The sequence below is a fragment of the Aquimarina sp. RZ0 genome (assembly GCF_008370685.1).
In the GTDB taxonomy this organism is placed as follows: Bacteria; Bacteroidota; Bacteroidia; order Flavobacteriales; family Flavobacteriaceae; genus Aquimarina.
This window is the reverse complement of the sequence record NZ_VTZU01000042.1, coordinates 1-26385: the sequence shown is the minus strand read 5'-3', so window position 1 is coordinate 26385 and position 26385 is coordinate 1. Positions and strand designations below refer to the sequence as shown.

The window sequence follows — 26385 nt, the reverse complement described above, 5'->3', positions numbered from 1 at the left end:
TTTTAGCTAAATCAGATGTATGACCATAACATTTTACGGTACCAGAGGTTCAATACCAGTTTGTGAATCAGGTTTTCAGGAATTTGGTGGTAATACTACTTGTGTTGCAGTATCTGGTAAGAAAGAAGGTGAAAGCATTCTGGTTTTTGATGCAGGCACTGGTATTAGAAAATTGGGAAAAGAACTCATTTCTAAAAATTTTTCTCAAGGTAATAAGATCTATCTTACCTTCTCCCATTTCCATTGGGATCATATTCAAGGATTTCCATTTTTTGCTCCTGCGTATGATCTAAGTAAAGAAATTGAGTTTTTTATCATTGGAAATGATGCTCCGGATATACATGATTTTAAAGAAATACTCGCTAAGCAAATGGAGAGTACATATTTTCCGATACGTATAGATGATATGGGAGCAAATTTTGCTTTTACAGTCAATAAAGACAATAAAGTTACCTTTGATGGAGGTCAAATAACAGTCAATAAACATTCGCATCCTGGTGGAGCTTATGGGTATCGCTTAGAGACTGAAGGAAAAGTATTTGTCTATTGTACAGATATAGAACACGGTGACGGATTAGATCAAAATGTTGTCAATTTTTGCAGCAATGCAGATCTGCTTATTCACGATGCTCAATATACACCAGAAGAGTTAGCAAACCACAAAGGCTGGGGACATAGTAGTTGGGAACAAGCTATTGCCGTTGCTGAGGCTGCAAATGTAAAAAAGCTATACCTTACCCACCATGATCCAGAGCATAACGATGATTTTTTGAGAAAGGTAGAGTGGCAATGCCAACAGCGTTTTTCAAATTGTTTCTTGGCACGTGAAGGGCAAGTGGTGGAAATTTGATTTTTATAAATCCACCCTTTTCCTAAATCCAGTAGCTTTTGCTTTGCTTACTGCAATACGTTCTTTTGAAGATGCCCTAATATGTGGCTTTATAAGATTTTGTTTTGGCCCGAAGTAAATTGTAGCAGTCCATGATTTGATTGCCTAAAAAACTATCTTCTTTAGAGCTGTTTTTGAATTTTTGAACTTATCTTGACTTTTATTTTTAATCGAAAATGAGATGAAACTTATATAAATGAGATGTTTTTTTGAAAGGCATAGTCTAGCTATGTCTGAAAAAAATAACGAAATATGAGTTAATTTTATCCATTTTTCAGGAAATAGAAAAAGTTAAGATGAGTGCTTTGTCTACACATGAAATTACTTCTTTTATATGAACATTTTTAAATCGGATATAAGATTCTATCCATTTTATGTGTATAATATACTAAAACAAAATTTCAGAAAGTCTTGACCACAATTAATTTTGGGTGATCAAAATTTATCGAAAACACATAACAAACATCTGATTATCATAAATTTAGCTGATTTTAATATTTAACGAATCTGGCTAAACTTAATACCTAATTGCTTTTCTATATCTTTTATTATTTTCAATTCTTGTTTTACGATCAAAGCTAGTGATATTCCAGTTTTTCCTGCTCTGGCAGTTCTTCCGCTTCTGTGCGTATAATATTCCATCTGATCAGGAAGTTGGTAATGTACTACAAAAGCTAAATTAGCCACGTCAATACCTCGAGCTGCTACATCTGTTGAGACTAACAATTGTAGCACTCCTTTTTTAAAAGCGCGCATTACTTTATCTCTATCTTTTTGTGTCATATCCCCTTCCAGCAAACCTATTTCATAATTTTTTGCTTTGAGTTGTTTAGATAATGTTCTGGCTGCGACTTTTGTTTTGGTAAAGATAATACCTCTTTGATTTTTCTGAGACTTAAGAAAATAAGCTAATGTATCCAATTTATTACCATCTTCGCCTACCACAAAATGATGATCTATACCTTTATTAACTGCTTCATTTTTATCAATCGAAACTCTTACAGCATTTTTATTGATATAAGAATCGATAATATCACTCAAGGAAGAAGGTATTGTAGCAGAAAAGAGCCATATATTTCTATGGCCTTTGGTCTTACTGAGTATTGTAGTGAGATCTTTTTTAAACCCCATACTTAACATTTCGTCTGCCTCATCCATGACAATAGTTTTAATCTTAGAAATATCGACTGCTTTTCTTTCTATTAAATCAATTAATCTTCCTGGTGTGGCGACTACAATATGTGTAGGCCTTTTAAGTCTGGATAGTTGAATTTCTATTTTTTCTCCTCCATACACTGATTCTGTAAAAATTTTCTCTGTGTACTTGGTGAATTTAAAAAGTTGCTTTGCTATTTGTTGTCCTAATTCTCTTGTAGGTGACAAAATCAAGGCTTGAACTTCTTTTTTAACGGGATCTATATTTGCTAATAGCGGTATTCCAAAAGCAGCCGTTTTTCCTGTACCAGTCTGAGCTTTTCCTATAAAATCAGTCTTGCTATTTATAAGAATCGGGATTGCTTGCTCTTGTATTTTACTTGGAATAGTAATTCCCATTTCTTTAAGACCTTTACTTAGATCATTAGGAACGCCTAATTCTTTAAATGTCATATTCATTATTATTTAGGCTACAAAAATAGGTGAATATATTCATTGCCCAATAAAATAATAATATTACTAACCGAATAAGAGTTTGTATAAAAACCTGACTACTCTAAAAAAATTAGTTTAATACGTATGAAATCAATTTGTACCAGTAGAATATCTGCTTACACTCACGATTTCGAAATATGTCGGGCAACGTTAATTATTGACTTTCAGCTAAATTTAGTTAGCAAGAAATATTAATAAAATAATTAAATAATTGTTTTTTAGGACTTATTCCTTTTTTATGAAAATGCGATTTATCCATACAGAAACCACCTGAACAGTTAAAATCAGATCTTTTGTCTGATGAAATAATGTCTATAAGTGATACAGCGTCTGTATGTTTATGTGTGTGATTGCATTTCTTTATAACGCTATAATTACAGGAAAACTCCTGTGTTTCCGTTTGGTGATTATGGTCTTTTATCATTTCAAAACCTGTCAGATTGTTTACAAAATCTAACGATCCAGAACGTTTATTCATGTTTTTATTCTGAGAATGTATCGGCAGAGAAACTAACAAAGAGACTAATAATAAAAATAGGGGTAGTTTTTTTATCATATTTTTTTTGATTGTTATTTATTCTTTAGCTTAAAACTAATCAATTTCTAAAAAACCTACTTATAACAAATAGTGATTACAAAAATAATTATCGGCAAATTACACATAACATCGACAAAAAACAATAAAAACTTATAATTTAACATTAAAAGTAAGCTAATCACTTCTTTTGAAAGCATGTATGATCCAGTATATTACTATCTCCTTTAGAAAAGTGTGGGGTCTGTAGAAGTATGATTAGGGAGATTTAGTTTGCTATTAAATTTCTCATTCAATAATCTAATCAAGTATTTAGATAATAAAGGTGATTCTTTCTCAATATTTTGATGAACAAAAAAATGAATTTCCTCTATTCCTTGTTTTTCCCATACTGCTAACCTATCTACCCAATCGTTTAACCTGCTATAATCTGTATCATGATTGGCCCCTACATACCGAATAAAAGCTTCCTTATTCGTTAGTCTCATATGAAGAAGATCCCTTCTTCCTGCTGTATCAGTAATAACATTGGTAATATTATGTGATTCTAACAGATCATATAATTCTTCGGCTACAGCTGTATCATTAAACCAATCTGTGTGTCTAAACTCAACAGCCAATTTTAATTCTTTTGGCCATTTAGCTATAAAATCAACAACACGATCAAAGTATTTTGGTGCAAAATTACTATGCATTTGTAAAAAAATGGTCCCCAACTTCTCTTTGAGATGAGTTGCATTTACCAGGTATTCATCTACATAAGGCTGCACATCTTCATTCAATCTTTTCAGATGCGATATATTCTGCACTAATTTTGGGAAAAACTTGAAGCCTTCTGGTGTTTTATCATACCACTTCTTAAACTGATCTTCTGGAAAAATCCTATAAAAAGTTGCATTAAGCTCTATAGAATTAAACTGTCTGGAATAATAATACAATTCATCCTTAGTGCCTCTTGGATAAAAGCCTTTAAGATCTTGTCTATTCCACTTGGCACATCCTACATATATTGATAAATCATTTCTGGCACTGGCACTTGCTTGCAATACTCTAGCTGTACTTGAATGATCTTCGGGTAACTTAAAATCTATATCCCCGGGATTCTCTACTTTACCAAACTGCATACATATCTTTTTCTAACTATATTTTATTTCTTTGTACCAAAAATAATACTATCGAAGATAATGTACTCATCTCACTTTTTATTTTTAACCAAAAATGAGTTAAAATTTGACCAGATGAGTTCAATCCCTAGTACTAACTTAAATTTGCCCAATAAAACTATATCTTTCTATTTTGGACAAAAAATGTTTTATTTTATATAAGTATCTCACCTTACGCAATCAAAGAAGCATTTTTATTCATTTTAACAAAAAAACTGTTGATAAGTGATGTTTTTCTTAATAATTTTAACCGTTTTAACCGTTTTAACCGTTTTAATTACCAAACCTCTTCAATGAATATTTCGTTAGTTGAATAATTAAGATGATTAAACAAAAATAAATACTTGATATTCATTTAATTAAATTGTTATTAACAATGCATCTTGATTTTAACATAGTATTATGCGTAAGGTGAATAAGTATATTCAAATCAAAATAACATCCCAAAATCATCGTTTCCTATCCGTATTGAATCTATTAACGTTTACAATATGTAATGATATGATTTACATAACTCTTTTGGTATAAAAGCTACGTAATTTAATATCCTGAAGTACCTAATTGTTCATAACTGGTTTAAAACTCTAGTGTCTTATTTTATTTTGGATTAAACAATTCTGTATTTTTAGTAAACATTCTTTATTATGGAAAACAGAGAATCTAATTTATTGGCAATACGACCAATAATTTTAAGTGCAAAAGTTTCTGAAAATATGTCTACTGATGAACAGTTTCAGAATAAAACAATCAGACCTATTGCTAAATTACAAAATGAGTTATTAATTGAGGTATTTAGAAATTATATTAAAAAAAGGAAGAATACCTTTTATGAGTTATCACTAGAAAAACGTATGTCATTTATTGAAAATGCCATACAGAAAGACATGAAACTCAGAAATAGTTTAAAAGGAATGATTATTGGTCAATTTACGGTTAACGAGTACTTACTTTATGTTGAGAATTCATCTGCATTGAATAAAAGAATGATGAATATTGTTAGGGAACGCCTACAAGCAAACATTCAACTTTTGGAACGTGAACTAATACCAACTTGATTTCCCTGAAAAACAAATCAGAATTGGTATATCCCTGCCATTCTTGTATAAAATCACCGTAAACTGAATCAAATTATTTTTTAATTCAGACAAAAAAGAAGATTAGATAGCTACGTTATCGGTACTTTTTGTTTTGAAATGTGAAACAAAAAGAAATGATTTTAGCTGGTAATTTTATTCGAGAATATGGTACAACTATTTAATGATTTCTTTCTGAAAAAATTAAAAGCCTGAGTATAATATATACTCAGGCTTTTCTATGAAATTTTGATAGAAAAAAATTTAAAAATTAGTTCCCTCCTTCTAAAGCTTTTAGTTTATTTTTCATTTCCTCAGCTTTAGGGTCATCTAACTGATAAAATATATTCATCAATGTTCGTATAGCTTCTATATTATCTGGTGTACTTTTTATGGCTCCTTCTAGATAAGGAACTACACTTTTATATAAATCTTGTCTTTTTTGCTTTAAGACATCATATTTTTTATAGTCCTTACTAGAAGTTCCTAATCCATTCATTTCTTCTACAATTGCCTGCTCTCCACTCAAGATTATAGAAGCAATATTAATTTGAGCAGATGCATAGTCTGGTTTTATCTTCAGTGCATTCTTATAGTATTCTAATGCCTGGTCATTATTACCAAGACGAGCTGCGCTTACTCCCAGATTGTATAATAAGTCAGCATTTTCTGGATCTTTTGCTACTATTTTTTCAACAATCTCCTTATACTTAGCTATGTTTCCCAGTTTATAAAACATATCAGCTTCTGCTTGCATTAATGAAGTGTCATCAGGGTTCTCTTTCTTGGCAGCTTCCATTGCTTTCAACGCTTCTTCATCTTTTCCCTGACTAATATAGATAAGTGCTATATTTTTTGTGATCTCAGATTTTTTAGAATCTGTTTTTCTAGTTTCGGGTTTAATATGTGTTCCTGCTTTTACAGATAAATTCATTAAATCCTTAGATGTAAAAAGTTCTTCTTTACCTGTCTCTTTATCTACAGCAAAAAATTGTTCTTCTACGCCGTCAAAACCAAGATCTACTAATTCATTATAATAGGATAAAGCAGCGTCATACTCTTTAGCATTTACTGCATTGGATGCTGCATAATAAAGATAGGTAGTATCAGCTTTATTAGTTTTATATCCTAAATAAAGTTTTTCTGCTGCGCTTTTATTATTTCCGGTCTTCTGATCTTCTATTGCATCTTCTACCAATGCCTGACGTAATGTTTGTAGCCCGGTATTTGCTTGTTCTGTATACTTAGAATTTCCTGATTTTTTCTCTATTTCCAACGTTTTCATATAAGCTTTGGCAGAAGCTTCTATTTTTTCTAAAGATTTATCAGATGTTGCAGATGAAACCTGAGCTTTTATAAAATAATATTGCGCTTTCATTTTATCATCCGCTGCGTCTAATTGCCCTTCAGCTGCTTTAAGTGCATCATTTGCAATCTCAAAATCACCAGATTTCAAAGCTTTACTAGCTGCTTTAAGTGCTTTCTTTGGGGTTTCCTGTGCAAATGAAATAGCACTCATTGTTAGAAAAAATGCTATTATAAATTTAGTTCTCATTACTTTTATTTTTATGGGATTTGTTTTATTCATTCGTTGATTCATCAATAGTCGTGCCATCTTCAGAGGAATCGTCATTATTATTATCCAGTAAGCTTGTATCATCTTCATCAATATCTTCTACACCATCTTCATCGTGCATCACTTTTGCTACAGCAGCAATAGAATCTTTTCCTTTTAGATTTATTAAACGTACTCCTTGAGTTGCACGTCCCATTACTCTAAGATCTTCAATAGCCAGTCGGATAGCAATACCAGACTTATTAATAATCATTAGGTCATCAGAATCAGAAACATTCTTAATCGCTACTAATTTTCCTGTTTTATCGGTCACAGAAATAGTTTTAACACCTTTTCCTCCTCTATTAGTAACTCTATAGTCCTCTAATTTAGAACGCTTTCCATAACCATTTTCTGATACTACAAGAATATTACTTTCCATATCATTAACAGCTACCATTCCTATCACTTCATCATTTTTATCTGCTAATCTGATTCCTCTAACACCAGAAGCTCCACGACCCATAGGTCTTGTCTTTTCTTCTTCAAAACGTATAGCTTTACCAGATTTCACGGCAAGCATAACCTGACTTTTTCCATCTGTTAATTTAGCTTCGAGCAACTCATCATCGTCCTTAATAGTAATTGCATTGATACCATTGGTTCTCGGTCTTGAATATTGTTCTAAAGATGTCTTTTTGACCTGACCTTTTTTCGTGGCCATTATGACATAATGAGAATTTATATATTCTTCATCTTTCAGATCCTGGGTGCAGATAAATGCTTTTACCTTATCACCATTCTCTATATTGATCAGATTTTGTATCGCTCTACCTTTTGATGTTTTACTACCTTCAGGAATTTCATAGACCCGCATCCAGAAACATTTCCCTTTCTGTGTAAAGAACAACATATACTGATGATTCGTTCCTACAAACAAATGCTCAAGGAAATCTTCATTACGGGTAGTACTTCCTTTTTGACCTACTCCTCCTCTGTTTTGTTTCTTATATTCATTAAGAGAAGTTCTTTTGATATATCCAGCATGAGAAATAGTAATAACTACTTTTTCATCAGGAATCATATCCTCAATACTTAAATCTCCTCCTGCATATTCAATTTGTGAACGACGATCATCTCCGTATTTTTCTTTTACTTCGGCAAGCTCTTCCTTAATAATATTCATTCGACGTTCTTTCTTGTCTAAAATATCTTTAAGGTCTTCGATAGTTTTCATCAATTCTTCATATTCTGCACGCAACTTATCTTGCTCCAGACCTGTCAATTGACGCAATCTCATCTCAACAATTGCTTTTGCCTGAATCTCAGATAACTTGAACCTTTCGATCAGTTTTGCTCGTGCTTCATCAGCATTAGCAGAAGCTCTTATTAGCGCAATTACTTCGTCTATATTATCAGAAGCAATAATTAATCCTTCTAGAATATGAGCTCTTTCTTCAGCTTTTCTAAGTTCATATCTTGTACGACGCACTACAACCTCGTGTCTATGCTCTACAAAATGATGAATCATTTCTTTGACATTCAATAACTGCGGTCTTCCTTTAACCAATGCTATATTATTAACACTAAAAGAAGATTGTAACGCAGTATATTTATACAAAAGATTGAGTACTATATTAGGTATTGCATCTCTTTTTAAAATATAAACAATACGCATTCCTTTCCTATCAGACTCATCTCTTATAGTAGAAATTCCTTCAATTTTTTTATCATTAACAAGATCAGCAGTTTTCTTAATCATATCCGCTTTGTTCACTTGGTAAGGAATTTCGGATACAATAATACATTCTCTACCATTTACTTCTTCAAAACTGGCTTTGGCACGAATCACAATCCTACCTCTTCCTGTTTTAAAAGCTTCTCTTACTCCATCATAACCATATATAGTTCCTCCAGTTGGAAAATCCGGAGCTTTGATATGTTGTATAAGCTCGTCTATTTCAATATCATTATTATCAATGTAAGCAATGGTACCATCTACAACTTCGCTTAAATTATGAGGAGGCATATTAGTAGCCATACCTACTGCTATCCCAGAAGCTCCATTGATCAATAAACCAGGTACTCTACTAGGAAGAACTGTAGGTTCTTGCAACGTATCATCAAAATTAAATGTATGATCTACTGTCTCTTTTTCTATATCAGCAAGCATATCTTCTGATATCTTACGCATTCTTGCCTCTGTATAACGCATCGCTGCGGGGCTATCGCCATCTACAGATCCAAAGTTACCCTGACCATCTACCAACATATATCGTAAACTCCACTCCTGAGCCATACGTACCATAGTATCATAAACAGAAGTATCACCATGAGGATGATACTTACCTAACACTTCTCCAACAATTCTTGCCGATTTCTTATGAGCACTATTCGCTTTAACGCCTAACTCATACATACCATATAGAACTCTTCTATGTACCGGTTTAAGACCATCTCTTACATCTGGAAGTGCGCGAGACACAATGACTGACATCGAATAGTCGATATAAGCAGACTTCATCTCATCTTCTATATTGATAGGTATTAGCTTTTCTCCTTCTGCCATAAAATTATTTATTCTAAATTTGATTTATTAAACGCGCTAATTTAAGCAAATTAGCGCGTTTTTAACAACCTATAGCCTACGTAATATACGTAATTTATTAACAACATTAACGACCTATATAGTTAATAAGTCTCTAAAGTTACATTTTGATTATTAAAGCTTTTTTTGTCTATTTACTCACTAAAGCTAATAATTGATCAAATTAATGGTGGATTTATTATAAAATTATTTAATAAATATGACAAGACTAGGTATGCTATAATGTCATATTTATTGTTAATCATGGTTAAAAGGAATAGTTTTTGCCAATGTAATTTTAAAAATTACTATATTTAATAATAAAGAAAAGAAAAGAAAGAAATTAAAATATATGGATGATAATTTTTCACCAAGAGTCAAAGATGTAATTGCATACAGTAAAGAAGAAGCCCTTAGATTAGGACATGATTTTATTGGCACGGAACATCTTATGTTAGGTCTATTGCGTGATGGAAGTGGAAAAGCAATTAATATCCTTGATGCGTTAGATATAGATTTAACAAACTTGAGAAGAAAAGTTGAAATTCTTAGCCCCGCAAATCCTACTGTAGCAGTAGCTACCAACGAAAAAAAGAATTTACATTTAACACGACAAGCAGAAAGAGCTTTAAAGACTACTTTCCTGGAAGCTAAGTTGTTCCAAAGTTCGTCTATAAATACTGCACATCTGTTACTATGCATACTACGTAACGAAAACGATCCAACTACTAAGTTACTAAACAAACTCAAAGTAGATTATGATAATGTTAAAGATCAATTTAAATATATGATTGCTAACGAAGAAGAATATATAGAAAACCCAAAAGCGGAATCATTTTCTGAGGATGATGATATGACCGGAGATGCATCAAAAGATAATCCTTTTAACTCTCCTACTGGTGGAAGCAAAACCAATAAAAAATCTAAAACTCCGGTATTAGACAATTTCGGAAGAGATTTGACAGCCATGGCAGAAGATGGAAAATTGGATCCGGTTGTTGGTAGAACCAAAGAAATAGAGCGTGTTTCTCAAATATTAAGTAGACGCAAAAAGAACAATCCACTCCTTATCGGAGAACCTGGTGTAGGTAAATCTGCTATAGCAGAAGGTCTTGCACTAAGGATTGTAAAAAGAAAAGTCTCCAGAATCCTATTTGACAAGCGTGTCGTGACCTTAGATTTAGCCAGCTTGGTAGCCGGTACTAAATATAGAGGTCAGTTTGAAGAACGCATGAAAGCGGTTATGAATGAATTAGAAAAGAATGAAGATATAATTCTTTTTATAGACGAAATTCATACCATTGTCGGTGCAGGAGGTGCCACAGGAAGTTTAGATGCCTCTAATATGTTTAAACCCGCACTTGCCAGAGGCGAAATTCAATGTATCGGTGCAACTACCCTCGATGAATACAGACAGTATATTGAAAAAGATGGAGCTTTAGAAAGGCGTTTTCAGAAAGTTATTGTGGAACCAACTAATATAGAAGAGACTATTGAGATTCTTAACAATATCAAAGAAAAATATGAAGAGCATCATAATGTGAGTTATACCGATGAAGCTATCAAGGCTTGTGTAAAACTTACGAACAGATATATGACAGATCGTTTCTTACCTGATAAAGCAATTGATGCATTGGATGAGTCAGGCTCCAGAGTACATATTACCAATATTGATGTTCCTAAAAAAATTCTGGATTTAGAGAAAAAACTTGAAGAAGTTAGAGAGTTAAAAAATAGTGTTGTTAAAAAACAAAAATACGAAGAAGCTGCTAAGCTAAGAGATGATGAAAAGAATCTTGAAAAAGAATTAGTACTAGCACAGGAACAGTGGGAGAAAGATTCTAAACTGCACAAAGAAATTGTAGATGAAGAAAGTGTCGCTGATGTAGTTTCTATGATGACAGGAATTCCTGTAAATCGTATTGCACAAACAGAAAGCAATAAACTGGCAGAATTACCAAGCTTAATAAAAGGTAAAGTAATTGGTCAGGATGAAGCAGTTGCAAAGGTTGTAAAAGCAATCCAGCGTAACCGTGCCGGTCTGAAAGACCCTAATAAACCTATTGGTTCATTTATATTTCTTGGTCAAACAGGTGTTGGTAAAACACAATTAGCCAAAGTGCTGGCCAGAGAACTATTCGATAGTGAAGATACACTCATAAGAATAGATATGAGTGAGTACATGGAGAAATTTGCAGTCTCCAGACTTATTGGAGCTCCTCCGGGATATGTAGGCTATGAAGAAGGAGGGCAACTCACAGAAAAGGTGAGAAGAAAACCCTATGCTGTAATTTTGCTGGATGAAATTGAAAAAGCACATCCAGACGTATTTAATATGATGCTTCAGGTATTAGATGATGGGTATTTAACGGATAGCCTTGGTCGAAAAATCGATTTCAGAAATGCTATTATTATTATGACATCTAATATAGGAGCCAGAAAATTAAAAGATTTTGGTCAAGGTGTTGGTTTTGGAACAAACGCCAAAAAGAGTCAATCTAGTGATTATGCGAAGGGGGTTATCGAAAACGCATTAAAAAAGGCATTTGCTCCTGAGTTTTTAAACCGTGTGGATGATGTTGTTGTTTTTAATGCATTAGAAAGAGAGGATATTCATAAAATTATTGATATTGAATTAGATAAATTATATGGTAGAATTAGAGATTTAGGTTACGATCTAACCCTAAGCGAAAAAGCCAAAGATTATATCACCGAAAAAGGATTTGATAAACAATATGGCGCAAGACCGCTTAAAAGAGCTATCCAGAAATACATTGAAGATGCCTTGGCAGAAGAGATAATCAACGCTCAGTTACAAGAAGGGGATACTATATTTATGGATCTTGATGAAAATTCTAATGAATTAACCATCAAAATCAATAAAGCAGAAGAATCAACAGAGTCTTAATGCAACGATATTAAATTAGTATACTCAAAAAAGTATAATTCAAAAAAAAAGCTTCTATTTCTATAGAAGCTTTTTTAGCTATAGACCATATATCCTACTTCCATATTTACGCTAAATTCAATATAAAGATTCAATTGAAGATTCAATATTGCGAGAATACTTTTTCGTTCCGTTGACTTTGTTAGTACATACCCAACCAGTTTTAAAGTCGTCATATCACTTCCTACCGGTCAAAATGTAAATCTTTTCTTGTTAAATAGTAATCAGATATTTTTTGATATACATATATGATTTTTCAGAATTAACTGTAGCTATCCAGACAAACTTCCACAAGCGTAGCAACTTGACTTTTTAATAGATGGATTTCTATAATTTTTTCAGGATAAATAATATAATTTTCTATTGAGGCGAAATAAGTTCCGTTACTACGTGTTCTTCAATTGAAATCTCCAAGAAGTAGTTTTATAATATTTATATCTAATTCAGACCTTATTGTAAGATATTATTTCTAAAAGCTTTCTTTTTCGTTAATCCCACAAGTATAAAAAAGGATAATCCATTTTACCGCAAAATCTTTATCAACTTCTAATTGGGATGTATACTATTCTAATTCTACAAATGGATTTTTGTGGTGAATCATTACACTAACAATATGCCGTGCTATTTTTTTATGTATCTACTTGTATTATCGATATCTACATGAACATCATTCTGATAATGAAATTTTAAGCAAAAGATTATTTTTTTTACCATCAAAAGCTTCAAAAATCATATCCATATTGGGCAACATAGCGGCTTTATTAACTTCTAGATGATCCAGGCGAGAATTTCTTATATCACTCCCGGTAAGTATTGGTTCTTTAATAACTTCTCCAGATACATTATCTATCGTATACGAAGTTAAGTATAGAAACTCCTTTTTACCATCAAAATACCTAGTTGGGAATTCATCAAATGATCTTTTTAAATTTGTAAAATCATCAATATAAAACAAATAGTGTTTTCCCTTATTCACAAAATTAAAATAAGACATACTTTTTTTACCTCTGGCACCAGTTTGATATTTAGGTAATTTATGAAACCATTCTATTTTCCCGTCTTCAGACATTCTGGAAGCTACAACATCTCTATAATAATGCTTATACGTCGTTCTGGAACCCGAAGAACTTGACGTAGTAAAGGACTCTACATAACGCTGCTCTCCTAATACTACCATACTCCCATCTGTATTATAAACAATACTATTCACTTTTAAGTCTTCAAAATCCTTTTTATCATCTTGCTCCTGAGTTCCTTCGTTAACCCGTGTTTCTCGATTAAGAATATATTGTTCTGACACCTCTCTGGGGATATCACTTTTTACCACAAAACTCACTACACCGGTAGTATCTATACTCGCAGAAAACATCCCTGATGTTTCTACTTTTGTATACTGATTACTATACAAACCAGATATTCTAATTCTACCGCGGGTATCCAATCCAATCGCAGCATCCATTATTGATTTTCCAGAAAGTTCTATCTTACTTTTGGTAATTTCTTTTGGGTCTTCTTTAATAACAAACACTTCGGTTCTAAAGCTAGACTCTAACTTATTTTTCTCCTCATCTTCATTATTAAAGATAGAAGCTGTCATATAAAAGTTTCCTTCATTATCAATAGCAAAATCTTCGCCTTGCATTATTTTCGAACTGTATGGTAACGTTACTTTTCTTTTCCAGATCAATTCTAACGACGCGTCATAAACACTTATCCCTATTTTATCAGGTTCATCATTAGCCGTTTTCACTCTGAATAAAACCAATAATTTACTCCCATCAAATGATTTTTTAAAGGCAAATTGATGGATTCTGCCACCAGCATCAAATCCATATGTACTTTTAAAACCAAAATCATTGGCAATATTATCTTTGTCACTTCCAATAAGTATTGGTTTCTCTACAACAGCATTCTTCACAATAATTCTTTGGGCAAACGCCTTATCCTTATTAGTATAAAAGGCGATAGCATTTCTACCGAAACTCATTACGGTCTGAAAATCTCCTTTATCTTCTATCACCTGCCTTTTTTTTACATCCTCTTTTAGGTCATCCAGAGAGAATCGCTGTATGGTCATATCCGTTCTTCCTTTTTTGATAGACATCAATCTATCTCCAGAAGCTATAAAATAGGATCGTAAACTTTTTACACGCTTATATTTCTCTCCAATTTTAAAATTAAAATCTTCGGACAAAACAGGTTTTTGTGCAAATAAGCACGCCTGTATCAATAACAAAAGAAGTAATAAATATTGTTTCTTCATTTTTTTAATATTTTTATTTGTAAGCACAGTAGATTCAATTAGGTCAATTAACACAAATATATAATTCTTCCAGGAAATGCTTGTTTTAATCAACTCTAAAGTGATATTAAGTAAAAACTCAAGAACCTAATTTATCAAAAAAACTGATTTTCAAGTTTTTAAAATATAAGATACAATAAAATAAAAATAATGCTAAAAAAATGTTGCATTGTAGGTTCATAAAAGCTACATTTGCATCCGCATTTGAAATATTAAATGCGACGTTCATAATCAATTTTTGATTAAAGGAGAGGTGCCAGAGTGGTAATGGAGCAGATTGCTAATCTGTCGACGCGCAAGTGTCGCCGGGGTTCGAGTCCCCGTCTCTCCGCAATGTATTTTGATTCTTATATCAAAATTCGGGGTGTAGCGTAGCCCGGTTATCGCGCCGCGTTTGGGACGCGGAGGTCGCAGGTTCGAATCCTGCCACCCCGACAAATGCAATCCGTTCGTATTCAATAAAATACGAACGGATTTTTCATTTATAGGTGGTTCTGCATCAGTAAACAATGAAATAATTAATGTTTTTGAGCTGGTATGCAAAAAAAACAGAGAATGTACCTCAATTTAAAAAGGCTGTAATAGTCAAATCTAAAGCTAAACGAGGTGACTATTTAAAATTCTGCATATGGAATGTTCAAAAGAATGATTTGGATCGCAAAAGGTTATATCCCCTGCAAGATACAAAACAAAAGAAGAAAAAACAGCTTTTTTAAAGGATCGTAAAAAAACAAGTCAATAGAATATTAGAACTTGGCTATTATCTTTAACCTATCCTAAACAACTATACAACACCCTTTTTAGTACTGCTTGGAAAACAATCGAAACCTTTTCTAAAGACACCAAATATCTTGGAGCAAAAAGTGGAATGATTAGTATTTTACACATTTGGGGGCAGAATTTAAGTGTGCACCCGCATATTCATTGTATGGTACTATCTGAAGGTATAAACAAACAAAAAAGATGGAGACAAACTTGCTCAAATGGAAAATACCTCTTCCCTGTAAAAGCAATGAGTAAAGTTTTTAGAGCCATCTTTCTCAAGCAGTTAAAACAACTGAAAAACAAAGTAGAGATTGATCCTGTAAACTTACAGAGCATAGTAGATACTTTATTTAATAAACCTTGGGTAGTCTATGCTAAAAAAACTTTTTCAGGAGTAATACGATTTACGAATAAAAATTTCGCATCTAATGACATTCTTTTTCTACCATATTTTCTTCATAAAATGAAACAATAGCTAATTGTTAATTAATATTAATCTTCGGAGATTGGTTTATTGATTCAATTAGGTGGGAAAGCTCGAATTTTCCCACTTTTTTTATTTAATCATCCACTCATTTGTTTGTTGATTTAGGTTATACTTAAAATTCTTAGAGGCATTAAGAACTTCTAAAATTTCTTCTATAGGAGTAGATCTATCAAAAACAGCTGTAAACCTAGACTCGGCAATTGACTCATTTTCAAACACTAACTTTATATTTAATTGATTATTCAAATCATTAGCAATGTTTTTAAACGACAGGTTTTCAAATCGAATTTCACCTTTTCTCCAAGCCAAAATAGCTTCCTCGTTTTGAATTGTAGTTTTTACTGGTATTCCATCGGCTTTAAGAATTCTAATATTGTCATTAGGGAGCATGACAATTTTTTCTTCAAAATAGTTTTTTGATAATACTTCGACTTTCCCGCTAAGAAGTGTCGTTTCTAAATAGGTATTCTCAGGATACGCCTTAACATTAAAACTTGTACCTAAAGCTTTTACAATGACATTATCGGATGTTTCTACTGTAAAAGAGTGTGCTTTATCTTTAGCAACTTCAAAAAAAGCTTCACCTCGTAATTGAATTGTTCTCGGAGAATTTTCTTCATAAGAAATCTTACTCCCGGCATTTAACCAAACCACAGAACCGTCTGAAAGAGTAACTTGCTTTTCTTCTCTATAACCGGTTTCTATAATAATAATATTGCCAGATAGACTTTGATAGGTAATGCCTGCAATTGAGATAAACAACGCAACTACAGCAGCATATTTCAAATACTTCTGTATACCTTGGCTTTTTCTATTGGTGGGCGCCACGGTTGAGAAGAATTTAGCTTTCTCTACCTCAATATCAATAACATCATCAAAAGGATTTTTTCCCGTTACATCATAAAGTTTTACTATTGAATCGAATAACTCTTCATCAAAGTCATTTGAGTCTTTCCAATGCTCAACTTTTATACGTGTAGCTTCATTTGCGCTCTTTGACACATAAGCCCAAATCTCTACTTCTCGAACTAAGCTATTTTTCATAAATAGGTGTTTTACTATAGGACGTTTGTCAACCAGTAGTACCCTATTTTTATTTTATAAATAGTCCTTTAACCTTTTTCTAAAGGTATGCAACGACTTTGAATTATGAGACTCTACGGTCTTGATAGATATATCTTTTAAAGAAGCAATTTCTGGGAACCTAAGCTCCTTGATAACTTAAACATTTCTGAAGTTTTTGGTTGTAACTCATTATAAATCTTCTTTATTTCTTTTTCTAGCTCTCATTTGCTATCAATATCAGTGGCAAACTCTGTATTTATTTTATATAAATTGAGGTGTTTTTCTTTGGTTTGAGTTTTTAAGACTGTGATCAGATACGATCCTACTGATGCTTCTATAATTTTCAAAACACTATTCATGATAAAAATATATCCAGATGCAATATTTTGTAATCCATATTCTGACATTAGCTGCGAAGGTATTCCCGAAATTATGTAGTCGTTGCTATTTCATTTTATAAAGAACACCATAGGCTAATTAGCAAGAAGTGGTATTATAATTTTTCATTGCACACAAATATCCAAAAAAGCTCTACTATAATCTATGGAAAATCAATAGATTAAAAGCACGCGAGCCATGGTAACTAAAATGTAAAATATAAAATATAAAAAAAAATTAAAAAAAACTCTTTGTATACTTGCAAAAATCCCAATGTGTTGTATCTTTGCCGCGCTGAAAATGTCAAGTAACAGTAAAAAGAAATACCGACGCATAGAATGTTTGAATTCTATCACGACTGTTTTATTTATCTGATAATACATCTTGACATACCATCATAATGGTCGCGTAGCTCAGTTGGATAGAGCATCTGCCTTCTAAGCAGACGGTCACAGGTTCGAATCCTGTCGCGATCACAAGACAAAACCTACTGATAATAAGTAGGTTTTCTTGTTTTTAGCACCTTTCTAATCGTTAGTATATTTACGGATCAAGCTCAATTGTTGTGTTTAGACAAATATTCCCGCTAGCCCAAAGAGGAAAAATTCGGATCAAGACCAATTGTTGTGTTTATGCAAATATTCTTGTTAATCTAAAAAGGAAGAATTCTACATTTTTGACACCTCTGAACTGTGCTCTAAATGCTTTTATTTTTGCATTAAATGATTCTGCTGACGCATTTGTACTTCTTTTTATAAAGTAATTCAAGATTGATAGTTATCGGATTAACTATTGTATTGAAGGCCTTAAACTCAAATCAATACTGCATTTTGATATAATTTTATGTTTTAGATATCAGGAATTTTCTAAATACAGTTATTCACCTGACAAATATCCTACATAAAATTAGCTGTAAAAACTTCCTTTTATCTTTTAAGTTTATTTTATATGTAGGAAATTATTTTCAAATACTGAAATAGCATTTATTCATACATTATATATTTATTATCAGCTATTTAAGTATAAATATACTACTCTAAACATTTGTTAATCTTACATTAAAAACCGGTATTGTCTAGTTTTAATCTAGTTTCTTTCCTTTGACACAGGCCTAATATATGATTAAATTCGTGTTAAATAATTATTAATATCTTATTAACAATTGCTAAAAATTAATAAAAGCGTAAAACAACTAAATTATATGACTTATTGACGAATTTATACTCTAATTATTTAACACGAACTCTATTTGGGTGAGTCTATTATTTATCTACAACCAATTTGATAAAAAATAATACTTAGTCAAAAGGCAATAAATGCCAATTACTCTTAAAGCCTTTGCATTTCTGTCCAGAAAAATAAACTTAAACTACGTTTATTTATGCTGGTTAATGATTTGTAAAAGGCTTTTTTTCATGGGGAAAAATTGTATTAGGCACAAACAACACTTTTTATATTAATTAATAAAATGAGAAAACAATTAATTCTATTAATCATTAGCATTTTTACATTTACAATAAGTGCACAAGATTGGAATGGGCTTGCGGTTCCCGCTAGTCCAGGTTCGGGGAATGTATGGCAATTACAGGAAAATTTTTCTGATGATTTTAATTACAACAACAAAAATGATAACCGATTTACAAACAAATGGGATGATCGTTACAATCCTGATCGAAATTTCAGAGGACCAGGTGCCACAAACTGGGTTACTGGTAATACGCAGATTAATAATGGAAAATTAGAAATAAGAGCGACACCCGGTAGTAACGGAAGAGTAAACTGTGGTGTAATTTCCTCAAAACGTAAGGTAAAATATCCTATTTTCATGGAAGCTCGAATCAAGGTTGCCAATGTTGAAAACTCTTCAAATTTTTGGATGCTTGATAGTGGAGGGTTTAATGAGATTGATGTACTGGAGGTATATGGTGGATCTCCAGATGCTTTCTTCAGTAAACAAATGTCAACAAATTTTCATGTTTTTAAGAGACAAGGACCTAATGGTCCTATTATAACCGATAATACGTATCAGGTATTTTTTCAGACAAACCCTGAAGCCAATAGTCTGAATCAAACAGATTTTTGGAGAAATGGTTATCACAGATTTGGTGTCTATTGGAAAAGTCCTAATGACATCACATTTTATATCGATGGTGTACCAACGAGAAATGGTCAACATTACGTAAATGGAAGGTATAAAAGTCAATTGAACGGAAGTTTTGCTCAGGCAATACTACAAGTTCCTTATCCGAATGTAAACTCATCTCCTTTAAATAAAAATGACCACGCAAACCAGATTACTCGAGAGCTATTTATGATTTTAGACATTGAGAGTCATGCAGGCAGACCTATTTCACCTAATAGCGATCTTAGTAATAACTCTAAAAATGTTATGCGAGTTGATTGGGTTCGCACTTACAGACCTGTTAACAATTCCAGGGGAGGAGGGAATTCTGGTGGTGGTGGAAATTCCGGCGGCGGAGGAAATTCTGGAAACGCAACAAATCTAGCTTTAGGAAAAACTACAAGTCAATCCAGTACTTATCAAAATAACAACAATAGCTATGGTTCTGAAAAAGCTGTTGATGGAAATACTGGCAACATCACTCATACAAATAATGACAATAATGCCTGGTGGGAAGTAGATTTAGGAAGTGTTCAAAATATTTCTAACGTACAGGTATTCAATAGAGATGGATGCTGTGGTAATCGTTTATCAAGATTTCATGTACTCGTATCAAACAATCGATTTAATACCAAAAACCTGAGCCAATCTATCAGCCAATCTGGAGTAGGAAATTATTTCACATCCGGACAAGCAGAAAGACCCACAACTATTAATGTAAACAGAAGCGGACGTTATGTTAGAGTACAATTAGCAGGGAAGAATTTCTTACACATGGCAGAAGTTAGAGTTAATGGATCTGCCGGAGGTTCATCTGGTGATGGAACAAACCCACCAAGTGGTGACGGAAACGCGGATGGTGCTCCTATCGGAAGTATCATTTCCCTTAGAAAAACTGGTGGAGATCGTAAATTTATATCCACAGTACAAGAATTATCCAATGACCTATATGCAAACAAAAATAGCGTTGAAGGAACTCGTCAAAAATTTAGAATTGACAGGCATCGTCGCGGTGGTGTGGCACTTTATTCCTTATCAGCTCGTAAATATGTACAAAGTAATAATACCAATCAAAATATCATCCTTAGAGCACGAGGAAATAGTGATGGAAATTGGGAACGATTTGAGTGGAGAAATCGAGGAAATGGAAAAGTAGCTCTTAGAAGCATACAAACTGGAAAATGGATGCAGGCTGCTCATAACCAAAATAATTCTGCAGTATTCCCTAAAGGAAATAACCCTAACGCCTGGGAAACATTTGATTGGCGTACAGAAAACAATAAATCTTTTGATCTTGGAAGTACAATAGAATCTCAAGCTATTAATATTTATCCCAATCCAGTACTGGGAGGTAATAACATTTTTGTAGAAGGTATTGGTAAAGGAGATACTGTGAGCGTTTATAATACATATGGACAAGAGCTTTCAAAAACAATTGCTAATAATTCTACCGAAATTATTTCAATATCAAGCTTAGCAACAGGTATTTATTTTATACGTGTTAATGATGGTAAAACTCTGAAATTAATAATTAAATAAAATAACTATTAAATTATGGAAAGGAATCTTTATGACGTTTTAAAGATTCCTTTTTTTTCTTTACCTATGAACTTATCTTGACTTTTTATTTTTAACCAAACATGAGTTAAAATTTGTACAGATGAGGCACTTTTTGCAGTCTATAGGAGCACGATAGACGAAAAAAACAGCAAAATGATGGACGAATGTCAGCCATTTTTTAGGAAATCGAAAAAGTCAAGATAAGTTCTGCTATAAAAAAACACTACATCATACTGAAAAAGCGAAGCTTTTCTGACTCAAGGCTACAACTTTCACTTTAATCATCAGAAAACAATTATTTTCATCAGCATTAAAAATATCGAATCAACTCATTATCAAAATTATATAAAGTACAACTTTTTTTGAACGTTAGAGATTTTTAAAATAAAAACTAATCCTAATTACAACATAAAAATGATCTGAAAAAATAGCACTATTTTTGGCGAGTTATTTTATTCTAAAAAAACTAACCGTATATAAGAAAGGTTTATAGTTTGCTTTTTAAAAGCAATCTTAAACTAAAAACTTAGTGTATTATAAATAATATAGATATAAGCAATGGTTCTAACATATACATTACAGGAACTACCTAAAGTGGCAAAAGAGCTAATTACTAATGTACCTACCAAAACACTTCTCTTTAATGCTGAAATGGGAGTTGGTAAAACAACACTGATTAAAGAAATTTGCAAACAATTAGGTGTAGAAGATACAATCTCCAGTCCGACTTACTCTTTAGTAAATGAGTATCAAGGAAACGGATCACTAATTTACCATTTTGATTTTTATAGAATATTACACGAAGAGGAGGCCTATGATATTGGTTTTGAAGAATATTTAGATGAAAAAAACTGGATTTTTATTGAGTGGCCCGAAAAAGTGCATCGTTTATTACCAGAAAACTGTGTTAAAATTAATATCAAACTACAAAATGATGGTAAAAGAATACTTTTAATGGAGTAAAAACATGAACTCACTATAATACAAATAATTACAATTAATAATCCTTTAACATTCGTGAAATTGATTTATCAGAATTAGATCATTTCAATAAATCTAATAAAAAAACAGGCGGAACAGGTTTTACTAAAGATTCCAAAATTCATAAACAAACTAGCTTTATCCAGTATTTTCTCCTTAGAAAATATACTAGATCCAAAATCTAAACGACCAATTACATTTGCATGCTATCCTTTTTTATTCGTAATTTGAAATATCGAATTTTTCACACATGAATAAACCAACCTCTCCCTTTACTAAGGAGCAACTTCTTCCGCAGGAAGAAATGATAGAAGTAGCACGAAAAAAGGGCAAATTGTTTATTGGCATCCCCAAAGAAACCAGCTATCAAGAAAAACGAGTATGTCTTACTCCTGATGCCGTTGCAGCACTAACAGCGCACGGCCATCGCGTATTGATAGAGTCTAATGCTGGTATTGGCGCTAGTTTTACAGATAGAGAATACAGTGAATCGGGTGCAGAAATCACAAAAGATACTACAAAGGTTTTTGGATGTCCCATTATTCTTAAGGTTGAACCACCTTCTATTAAGGAATTAGAACATATAAACCCACAAACAGTGTTAATTTCAGCTTTACAACTAAAAACACAGTCCAAAAATTATTTTCAGGAATTAGCAAAGAAACGAATTACTGCTTTAGGATTTGAATTTATTAGAGATATAGATGGTGCATATCCGGCAGTAAGGGCATTAAGTGAAATTGCAGGTACTGCTGCCATTTTAATTGCTTCAGAATTGATGAGCAATGCAACAGTAGGTTCTGGTTTGATGTTAGGAAATATTAGTGGTGTACCTCCAGCCGAGGTTGTTATTATTGGTGCGGGTACTGTAGGTGAATTCGCAGCACGTTCGGCAATAGGACTTGGTGCTAATGTGAAGGTTTTTGATAACTCTATTACAAAATTGCGCTGTTTACAAACCAATATAGGCAGGCCATTATATACCTCTACTATACAACCTAAAAATCTGATTAAAGCCCTGCGACGCTGTGATACTGTAATTGGTGCTGTAAGAGGTAAAGATCGTTCTCCGATTATTGTATCAGAAACCATGGTAGAACGCATGAAACCAGGTTCTATTATTATAGATGTAAGTATTGATATGGGTGGATGCTTTGAAACCAGTGAGGTAACCACACATGATCATCCAACATTCGAAAAACACGGAGTAATACATTATTGCGTCCCCAATATACCTTCTCGATATGCCAAAACTTCATCCCTGTCGATTAGTAACATATTTACTCCTTATTTATTACAAATAGGTGAAGAAGGTGGTATCGAAAATGCGGTACGTTTTGATCGTGGTCTCAAAAATGGTCTGTATTTTTACCACGGTATTCTAACCAATAAATCTATTGCAGATTGGTTTGAGTTATCATACAGAGATATTAATTTATTGATTATGTAATATATCTATAATTGTAACACTAAAAGGAACTTCTTTATAATGAATTATTCATTAATGAATCTTTAGGGTAAAATTTACTCGATAGTCTAAATTTAAATGCTTCGAACTTGTCTCAGAATTGAATTTTTTTTTCAATAAATACCTTGTAGTATCGCTTCGAGTGATTTAGTGTACTCTATCTCTAAAGTACTACCAAAGAAGATACATAAAAAAGTACTTATCCCGAGAAGTATCTAGATAAAAACTCTTGCAAGCATCAGGTAAACTTTTGCTAATCTATTAGTATACTTGATTTCTCTACTATACATATACTTACCAGATGCTTACATTAAAATTTTGTTATATATAATTTCTGAATTTTAAAGCTAAAAAATATTCCTCAGTTCTTCTAAAATCAATAAAGTATAAAATCAACATATTTATAAAATTAAATATGTATATTTGAAAAATGAATTCAGATGCTATTTTGGAGATTAATAAAGCACTTTCTAATACCACAAGGTTAGAAATCCTAAAGTGGTTAAAAGATCCTGAAGCAAATTTCCCTCCTCATCTGGAGTTGGGGCATTTTGATTTTGGAGTATGCGGTCAAAATATTCAGGATAAATCTGGGTTATCTCAACCCACAATTTCCCATTATTTATCAGTTATGCACAAAGCTGGTTTATTAATTCCTACAAGACACGGAAAATGGACCTATTTTAAAAGAAATGAAAAAATTATTGCTGAGTATATAAAAACATTAAATAAAGAACTTTAAAAATTTAAAACAACATATTCATAAAATTAAATATATAATTATGAAGATTTTAGTAATTGGTGCTACAGGTACAATAGGAAAAGAAATTTACAACACCTTAAAAGAACATCATGAAGTATACGGAGCCTCCAGAAAAAATGACTCCTACCCTATTGATATAACGAATAAAGATTCTATAGAAAAACTTTTTAAAAAGTTACCAAAATTAGATGCTGTAATAAATGCAGCAGGCACAGCTGCCTGGAAACCATTATCAGAGCTTACAGAAGAAGATTACTACATTGGGATACAAAGTAAACTAATGGGACAGGTAAATCTGGTACATATAGCAAATAAGCATCTAAAAGATAATGGCTCAATAACCCTTACAACAGGTATTCTTGCAGAACATTATGAGCCAAATACAGTTCCACTCTCACTTGTAAATGGAGCATTACACAGCTTTGTAAATGCTGCATCCCGAGAATTAGAACGAAATATCCGTCTTAATGTTGTTGCCTCCGGAGCGATCGCAGGTGGTTTTCCGAAAGACAAAAAATTTGCCGGTTATCTTCCTGTACAAATAGAAGATGTGGTAAAAATTTATGAATATACACTCACAAACACGAATACTGGTCAAATCTTAAAAATTTATTAGCTCCATGAAAATTCCAATGTATCAAATTGATGCTTTCACACAAAAATTATTTGGAGGAAATCCTGCCGCAATATGCCATTTACCTCATTGGATAGATGATGACACACTACAAAATATTGCTATAGAGAATAACCTGGCCGAAACTGGTTATTTTGTAAAAAAGAATGATGTTTATGAAATTAGATGGTTTATGCCTCATGCAGAAATTGATCTATGTGGTCACGCAACTTTAGCCTCTGCGTATGTCATTTTTAATTACCTGGACACAACAATAGATGAGGTTATATTTTCTTCTAAAAGTGGAATTCTAAAGGCGAAGAAAGAAAATAATGGTTTGATCACCTTAGATTTTCCTTCTCGTCCTCCACAACCTATAGATATTCCTAAGGAAGTTTTTAAGGCACTAAATTCTAAACCTATAAAAGCTTATGCATCCAGAGATTTGATTATTACACTAGATTCTGAAGAATCAGTTCTTGCAGAAAACCCAAAACTTGAGTTTCTCAAAGAGCTCCCTTATTTATGCACGATACTCACAGCTGAAGGAAAATCTGTTGATTTTGTATCCAGGGTTTTTGATGCTAATGCAATTGTAATGCCAGAAGATCCGGTTACAGGGTCTGCCCATGTATCTCTTGTCCCCTTCTGGGCAAAGAAATTAGGAAAATCAAAACTAAAAGCTCTACAATTATCTAAGCGAGGTGGAGAAATCGATTGTATACTTCATAATGACAGTGTATTTCTCAGTGGATATTCAGTACCCTATTTAGTAGGAGAAATAGAGATTTAAAATTTTATATTAAATATTTATTAATAGAAGTCCAATAGCGTTCAAAACATTTGAAAAAAAAAGTAAAAAAAGAGAGAATTGTAACTAATCAGTCTATTTACTACACTGTAACTAATCAGTTTGTTTTTTTTTAAATGTTGAATCATGCCTAATTGTCATGTTTTTTATTTTTTGGTTATCACTTGTTTTATTTACTTAGCAGTATGAACACTTCTGTATTATACGATTTGTGATTAAAAAATTCGTATAAATTCATTGAATTATTTTTTCTTTATGCAAGGCAAAAAAATCAAGCATAGCTATAGCTACGGTTTATTTTTTAAACGAAGTAGAAAGGAAAAAGAAACGATGAATATGCGAAATTTTTAGTTATAAATCGTATTACTACTTCAGTTAGAAGCTCTCAAATTTCGTTTAGATCTCTTAGAAAAGGAGAATGTAGCACTAAAAGAACGTCTTTCTAAATACGAGCCCTCTAAAACCGGTGGTCATTGATAGTTGGCAAAATAACTGGGAGGAACTCTCACAATATTTTCAATTTAGTGCTCCTATCCGTAAAATGATCTATACCACTAACGCAGCAGAAGGCTTTCATCGCCAAGTACGAAAAGTAACAAAAACTAAAGGTGCTTTTACCAATGATATGGCATTGCTCAAGCTTGTGTACTTAGCCACTAAAAATATTCAGA

At 32.4% G+C, this 26385-nt stretch carries 18 protein-coding genes, 3 tRNA genes and 2 pseudogenes; 14 read left to right on the top strand and 9 right to left on the bottom strand.

The annotated features are described in order from the left end of the window. Window positions 1–19: 19 nt before the first annotated feature. Window positions 20–850 carry an MBL fold metallo-hydrolase gene (locus tag F0000_RS16455; protein WP_149625823.1) on the top strand — a complete coding sequence of 277 codons (831 nt, stop codon included), beginning with the start codon at window positions 20–22 and terminating at the stop codon, window positions 848–850. Window positions 851–1387: 537 nt separating this feature from the next. Here F0000_RS16455 and F0000_RS16450 read toward each other — a convergent pair. The 3 genes from F0000_RS16450 to F0000_RS16440 form a co-directional block, all read right to left on the bottom strand. Next, window positions 1388–2497, bottom strand: coding sequence for a DEAD/DEAH box helicase (locus F0000_RS16450; protein WP_149625822.1), 1110 nt, complete (start codon window positions 2495–2497; stop codon window positions 1388–1390). A 220-nt stretch (window positions 2498–2717) separates the two neighbouring features. Continuing rightward, window positions 2718–3017: a hypothetical protein gene (locus F0000_RS16445; RefSeq protein ID WP_149625821.1), complete on the bottom strand. Its 300-nt coding sequence runs from the start codon at window positions 3015–3017 to the stop codon at window positions 2718–2720. Window positions 3018–3301: 284 nt separating this feature from the next. After that, complete coding sequence (locus F0000_RS16440; protein WP_149625820.1) at window positions 3302–4198, bottom strand: DUF72 domain-containing protein; 897 nt, start codon at window positions 4196–4198, stop codon at window positions 3302–3304. A 683-nt stretch (window positions 4199–4881) separates the two neighbouring features. Between F0000_RS16440 and F0000_RS16435 the strand changes: the two genes are divergently transcribed. Beyond that, on the top strand, window positions 4882–5292 hold the full coding sequence (locus F0000_RS16435) for a glyoxalase (protein WP_149625819.1): 411 nt from the start codon (window positions 4882–4884) through the stop codon (window positions 5290–5292). A gap of 289 nt (window positions 5293–5581) precedes the next feature. Here F0000_RS16435 and F0000_RS16430 read toward each other — a convergent pair whose 3' ends face one another. Together F0000_RS16430 and gyrA are read right to left on the bottom strand one after the other, a co-directional pair. After that, window positions 5582–6865: a lipopolysaccharide assembly protein LapB gene (locus tag F0000_RS16430; protein ID WP_188112150.1), complete on the bottom strand. Its 1284-nt coding sequence runs from the start codon at window positions 6863–6865 to the stop codon at window positions 5582–5584. 25 nt (window positions 6866–6890) lie between these two features. Continuing rightward, window positions 6891–9434, bottom strand: coding sequence for a DNA gyrase subunit A (gene gyrA / locus F0000_RS16425; protein WP_149625817.1), 2544 nt, complete (start codon window positions 9432–9434; stop codon window positions 6891–6893). A 370-nt stretch (window positions 9435–9804) separates the two neighbouring features. On the opposite strand from gyrA, the gene F0000_RS16420 reads away from it, so the two are divergent. Continuing rightward, window positions 9805–12360, top strand: a complete 2556-nt coding sequence (locus F0000_RS16420; protein WP_149625816.1) for an ATP-dependent Clp protease ATP-binding subunit — start codon at window positions 9805–9807, stop codon at window positions 12358–12360. Window positions 12361–13066: 706 nt separating this feature from the next. On the opposite strand, the gene F0000_RS16415 is transcribed toward F0000_RS16420, so the two are convergent. Further along, window positions 13067–14662, bottom strand: a complete 1596-nt coding sequence (locus F0000_RS16415) for a hypothetical protein (protein ID WP_149625815.1) — start codon at window positions 14660–14662, stop codon at window positions 13067–13069. A 286-nt stretch (window positions 14663–14948) separates the two neighbouring features. Here F0000_RS16415 and F0000_RS16410 point away from each other — a divergent pair. The 3 genes from F0000_RS16410 (at window position 14949) to F0000_RS16400 (ending at window position 15941) form a co-directional block, all read left to right on the top strand. Beyond that, a tRNA-Ser gene (locus F0000_RS16410) sits at window positions 14949–15032 on the top strand. Window positions 15033–15061: 29 nt separating this feature from the next. Further along, window positions 15062–15136, top strand: a tRNA-Pro gene (locus tag F0000_RS16405). Between the two features lie 433 nt (window positions 15137–15569). Further along, entirely contained in the window at window positions 15570–15941 is a 372-nt protein-coding gene (locus F0000_RS16400; protein ID WP_149625814.1) for a transposase, read from the top strand. 81 nt (window positions 15942–16022) lie between these two features. Here the strand turns inward: F0000_RS16400 and F0000_RS16395 are convergent, their stop codons facing one another. Continuing rightward, a complete protein-coding gene (locus F0000_RS16395) occupies window positions 16023–16997 on the bottom strand; it encodes a FecR family protein (RefSeq protein ID WP_149625813.1) in 975 nt (324 codons plus the stop codon). Between the two features lie 242 nt (window positions 16998–17239). Continuing rightward, the gene (locus tag F0000_RS16390) at window positions 17240–17425 is read right to left on the bottom strand and encodes a hypothetical protein (protein WP_149625812.1); all 186 of its coding nucleotides are present in this window, start codon (window positions 17423–17425) and stop codon (window positions 17240–17242) included. A 373-nt stretch (window positions 17426–17798) separates the two neighbouring features. Here F0000_RS16390 and F0000_RS16385 point away from each other — a divergent pair. After that, a tRNA-Arg gene (locus F0000_RS16385) sits at window positions 17799–17872 on the top strand. A gap of 154 nt (window positions 17873–18026) precedes the next feature. Here F0000_RS16385 and F0000_RS16380 read toward each other — a convergent pair. After that, window positions 18027–18167: pseudogene (locus tag F0000_RS16380) on the bottom strand (transposase); the annotation flags it as partial. A gap of 697 nt (window positions 18168–18864) precedes the next feature. On the opposite strand from F0000_RS16380, the gene F0000_RS16375 reads away from it, so the two are divergent. The 7 genes and pseudogenes from F0000_RS16375 to F0000_RS16345 all read left to right on the top strand — a co-directional run. Further along, the gene (locus F0000_RS16375; protein WP_149625811.1) at window positions 18865–21057 is read left to right on the top strand and encodes a discoidin domain-containing protein; all 2193 of its coding nucleotides are present in this window, start codon (window positions 18865–18867) and stop codon (window positions 21055–21057) included. Between the two features lie 579 nt (window positions 21058–21636). After that, window positions 21637–22041 (top strand): tRNA (adenosine(37)-N6)-threonylcarbamoyltransferase complex ATPase subunit type 1 TsaE, encoded by a 405-nt coding sequence (gene tsaE, locus F0000_RS16370; RefSeq protein WP_149625810.1) that lies wholly within the window; start codon window positions 21637–21639, stop codon window positions 22039–22041. Between the two features lie 268 nt (window positions 22042–22309). Beyond that, window positions 22310–23509 (top strand): alanine dehydrogenase, encoded by a 1200-nt coding sequence (locus tag F0000_RS16365; protein ID WP_149625809.1) that lies wholly within the window; start codon window positions 22310–22312, stop codon window positions 23507–23509. Window positions 23510–23957: 448 nt separating this feature from the next. Beyond that, entirely contained in the window at window positions 23958–24269 is a 312-nt protein-coding gene (locus F0000_RS16360) for a helix-turn-helix transcriptional regulator (RefSeq protein ID WP_149625808.1), read from the top strand. 40 nt (window positions 24270–24309) lie between these two features. After that, the gene (locus tag F0000_RS16355; protein WP_149625807.1) at window positions 24310–24906 is read left to right on the top strand and encodes a short chain dehydrogenase; all 597 of its coding nucleotides are present in this window, start codon (window positions 24310–24312) and stop codon (window positions 24904–24906) included. Window positions 24907–24910: 4 nt separating this feature from the next. Next, window positions 24911–25696 (top strand): PhzF family phenazine biosynthesis protein, encoded by a 786-nt coding sequence (locus F0000_RS16350; RefSeq protein ID WP_149625806.1) that lies wholly within the window; start codon window positions 24911–24913, stop codon window positions 25694–25696. A gap of 481 nt (window positions 25697–26177) precedes the next feature. Further along, window positions 26178–26385, top strand: a pseudogene (locus F0000_RS16345) (transposase); the annotation flags it as partial.